The 4,739-nt window shown below is 76.0% G+C and carries 1 protein-coding gene; it reads left to right on the forward strand.

What is annotated here, in order from left to right; genetic code table 11:
• Positions 1–4,739 (forward strand): SDR family NAD(P)-dependent oxidoreductase (locus ABT023_RS28830; protein WP_350889823.1); only part of this gene is annotated, 4,739 nt, incomplete at both ends.

Consider the following 4,739-nt stretch of genomic DNA (forward strand, 5'->3'; position numbering starts at 1 on the left):
GGGTGGATGTGGTGCTCGATGCCCTGGCGGGTGAGTTCGTCGACGCGTCGTTGCGGTTGTTGCCGCGTGGTGGCCGGTTCGTCGAGATGGGCAAGGCCGACGTCCGCGACCCGGAGGCGGTGGCGGCCGAATACCCGGGCGTCGCGTACCGGTCGTTCGACCTGAACGAGGCCGGCAGCGCCCGCATCGGCGAGATGCTGACGGAGTTGCTGGCGCTGTTCGAGCGGGGCGTGTTGCGTCCGTTGCCGGTGCGGGTGTGGGACGTGCGGCACGCCCGGCGGGCGTTGCGGCACATGAGTCAGGCCCGGCACGTGGGCAAGGTGGTGCTGCGCATCCCCGCCCCGATCGACCCGGACGGCACCACGCTGATCACCGGCGCCGGCGGAACGCTGGCCGGGGTGGTGGCCCGGCACCTGGTGACCACCGGCCAGTCCCGGCACCTGTTGTTCGCCTCCCGCCGGCACCCCGACGACGACGGCCGCGACGACTACGCCGGCCTGGTCCGTGAGCTGACCGACGCGGGCGCGCGGGTTTCCGCCGTCGCGGTCGACGTCAGCGACCCCGCCCAGGTCGGGGAGCTGATCGGCGGCGTCGACCCGGCACACCCGCTGACCGCGGTGGTGCACGCCGCCGGGGTGCTCGCCGACGCCACCGTCACCTCGCTCGACGAGCGGGCCGTCACCACGGTGATGGCGCCGAAGGTCGACGCCGGGTGGGCGCTGCACGAGGCCACGGCCGACCTGGACCTTGCCGCGTTCGTGACGTTCTCCTCCCTCGCGGCCACCCTCGGCTCGCCCGGGCAGGGCAACTACGCGGCGGCGAACGCGTTCCTCGACGCCCTGGCCGGGCACCGCCGGCAGCGGGGCCTGGCCGCCACGAGCGTCGCCTGGGGCCTGTGGGCCACCACCAGCGGGATGACCGCGCACCTCGACGGCGACGACCAGCAGCGGCAGCGGCGGGTCGGGATGACCGGACTCTCCGCGACCGAGGGCGCCGAACTGTTCGACGCGGCCCTGCCGGCGGTGTCGCCGGTGGTCGTGGCGGCCCGGTTGCAGGTCACCGGCGACGCGTCCCAGGTGCCGCCGCTGCTGCGGCAGCTCGTGCGCGCCGGCGGTCGGCGGCGGGCCGGCGGTGCCCCCACGGCGGGGGCCTCCTGGCGGGACCGGCTCGTCGGCCTGCCCGAGGCGGACGCCCGGCGGCTGCTGGTGGAGCTGGTCTGCGGGCAGGCCGCGGCCGTGCTGGGCCACGCCTCCGCACAGGCCGTGCCGGCCGCCCGCGCGTTCAAGGAACTGGGCTTCGACTCGCTCACCTCGGTGGAGCTGCGTAACCGGCTGGGCTCGGCGACCGGGCTGCGGCTGCCCGCCACGCTGGCCTTCGACCACCCCACCCCGGCCCGGCTCGCCGAGTACCTGTTCGGGCAGCTCGGCCTCGCCGCGACCGACGCCGCCGTGGCCGTCCGCCCGGTCGGCGCCGGCGCGACCGACGAGCCGGTGGCGATCATCGGGATGGCCTGCCGCTACCCGGGCGGGGTGGCCAGCCCGGAGCAGCTGTGGCAGCTCGTCACCTCCGGCGCCGATGCGATCGGCGGGTTCCCCACCGACCGGGGCTGGGACCTGGACCGCCTGTACGACACCGGCAGCACCGTCACCGACCAGGGCGGCTTCCTCTACGACGCCGCCGACTTCGACGCCGGCTTCTTCAACATCAGCCCCCGTGAGGCCCTCGCCATGGACCCGCAGCAGCGGCTGCTGCTGGAGACCGCCTGGGAGGCCTTCGAGTACGCCGGTGTCGACCCCGACGGCGTGACCGGCACCGCCACCGGCGTCTTCGTCGGGGCGGCCTCCTCCGGCTACGCCACGGGCGGGAACGAGGACCTGGACGGCCTGGAGGGGCACCTGCTGACCGGCACGGCCGGCAGCGTCGCCTCCGGACGGGTCTCCTACACCTTCGGGCTGGAGGGCCCCGCCGTCACCGTCGACACCGCCTGCTCGTCGTCCCTGGTCGCCCTGCACCTCGCCGCCCAGGCCCTGCGCGGCGGCGAGTGCGACCTGGCGCTGGCCGGCGGCGTCGCCCTGATGGCGCTGCCCGGCATGTTCTCGGAGTTCTCCCGCCAGGGCGGCCTGGCCCCCGACGGCCGGTGCAAGGCGTTCGCCGCGTCCGCCGACGGCACCGGCTGGTCGGAGGGCGTGGGCATGCTGCTCGTGGAGCGGCTGTCGGACGCCCGGCGCAACGGGCACCGGGTGCTGGCGGTGGTGCGCGGCTCCGCCGTGAACCAGGACGGCGCGTCCAACGGCCTCACCGCGCCGAACGGGCCGTCGCAGCAGCGGGTGATCCGGCAGGCCCTGGCCAACGCCCGGCTCGGCGCCTCCGACGTGGACGCCGTCGAGGCGCACGGGACCGGCACCATGCTGGGCGACCCGATCGAGGCGCAGGCGCTGCTGGCCACGTACGGGCAGGACCGGCCGGTGGACCGGCCGCTGTTCCTCGGGTCGATCAAGTCGAACATCGGGCACTCCCAGGCCGCCGCCGGGGTGGCCGGCGTGATCAAGATGATCATGGCAATCCGGCACGGTCTGCTGCCGTCCACCCTGCACGTGGACCAGCCGTCCCCGCACGTCGACTGGGACTCCGGCGCGGTGGCGCTGCTCACCGAGCCGCGGCCGTGGCCCGCCGTCGACCGGCCCCGCCGCGCCGCCGTGTCCTCGTTCGGGATCAGCGGCACCAACGTGCACACCATCATCGAGCAGGCACCCGACGACAGCGCCCCCGCCGCCCGGCCGACCCCCGCCCCGGATCAGCCCGGCCTGGCCGGCCCGGCCGGCGTGCCCCTGACGGTGTCCGGGCGCAGCCCGCAGGCCCTGCGGGAGCAGGCCTCCCGGGTCCGTGGGCAGCTCGCCGAGGACGCCGACCTGACCCTCGCCGACCTGGGGCTCTCCCTCGCCACCCGACGGGCCCACCACCCGTACCGGGCGGTCGTGGTCGCCGGCGACCGGGAGGCCGCCCTCGCCGAGCTGGCCGCGCTCGCCGGCTCCGAGGCCGCGCCGACCCCTGTCGACGGCACGCCGAAGGTCGCCTACGTTTTCCCCGGCCAGGGCTCGCAGTGGGTCGGGATGGCGCTGGACCTGCTGGAGTCGTCCCCGGCCTTCCGGGAGCGGATGCGGGAGTGCGCCGAGGAGCTGTCCCGGCTGGTGGACTGGTCGCTGGAGGACGTGCTGCGGCAGGCGCCCGGCGCGCCGCCGCTGGACCGGGTCGACGTGGTCCAGCCCGCCCTGTTCTCCGTCATGGTGTCCCTCGCACGGCTGTGGAAGGCGTGCGGGATCGCCCCGGACGCCGTCGTCGGCCACTCGCAGGGCGAGATCGCCGCCGCGTGCGCCGCCGGCGCCCTCACCCTCCCGGACGCGATGCGGCTGGTCGTGGCGCGCAGCCGTGGCCTGCTGGCGATCTCGGGCCGGGGCGGCATGCTCTCCGTGCCCCTGTCGGCCGCCGACACCGAGCAGCTCATCGCGCCGTGGGCGGACACCCTGTCGATCGCCGCCGTCAACGGCGCCGCCGTGACCGTCGTCTCCGGCGCGGCGGAGTCCGTCGACGCGCTGCTCGCGCACTGCGCCGAGCGCGACCTGCGGGCCCGGCGGATCGCCGTCGACTACGCCTCGCACAGCGCGCACGTCGAGGCGGTCCGCGACGACCTGTCGGCCGCGCTCGGCGCCGTGGACGCCGAGTCGACCGCCGTGTCCTTCTACTCGACGGTGACCGGCGACCTCATCGACACCGCCCAGCTCGACGCCGACTACTGGTACCGCAACCTGCGCGAACCGGTCCGGCTCGCGCCGGTGGTCGACCGGCTGATCGCCGAGGGTTTCCGGGTCTTCGTGGAGGTCAGCCCCCACCCGGTGCTCAAGGTGGTGGTCCAGGACGCGTTCGACCGGGCCGCCGCCCCGGCCGGCCCCGGCGTGGTGGTGGGCTCCCTGCGCCGCGACGAGAGCGGCCCCGCGCAGATGCTGTCCGGCCTGGCGGAGCTGTACGTCGCGGGCGTCGGCGTCGACTGGGCGAGGGTGTACGCCGAATCCGGCGCAGCCCCGGTCGACCTGCCGACGTACGCGTTCCAGCGGGAGCGGTACTGGCCGGCGGTGGACCGCTCGTTCGGCGGTGACGTCTCCGGCGCGGGACTCGGCGCGGCCGGCCACGGCCTGCTCGGCGCGGCGGTGCGCCTCGCCGGGGACGACGAGGTGTTGTTGACGGGGCGGTTGTCGGCGGGGACTCATCCGTGGTTGGCGGAGCATGTGGTTGCCGGTTCGGTGGTGGTGCCGGGTACGGCGTTGGTGGAGTTGGCGGTGCGGGCCGGTGACGAGGTGGGTGTGTCCCGGGTGCGGGAGTTGACCGTTCTGACGCCGTTGGCGTTGCCGGGGTCGGCGGGGGTGCGGGTGCAGGTGCGCGTCGGCGCGGCCGGCACGTCCGGCGCCCGGCTGGTGACCGTGCACTCGCAGCCGGAGGACGACGACGCGGGCTGGGTCCGGCACGCGGAGGGCGTCCTGGAGGCAGCCTCCCCGGACGAGCCCGGCGTGGGCGACTGGCCGCCGGCCGGTGCGGCCGAGGTGGACCTGACCGGGTGGTACGCGGCTCTGGCGGGGCATGGTCTGGCGTACGGGCCGGTGTTCCAGGGCTTGCGGCGGGCGTGGACCGCGGCCGGTGAGGCGTACGCCGAGGTGGCCCTGCCGGAACAGGCGGCGGGCGACGCGGCG

The sequence above is a fragment of the Micromonospora sp. NPDC002296 genome, assembly GCF_040296145.1.
Lineage (GTDB): Bacteria > Actinomycetota > Actinomycetes > Mycobacteriales > Micromonosporaceae > Micromonospora.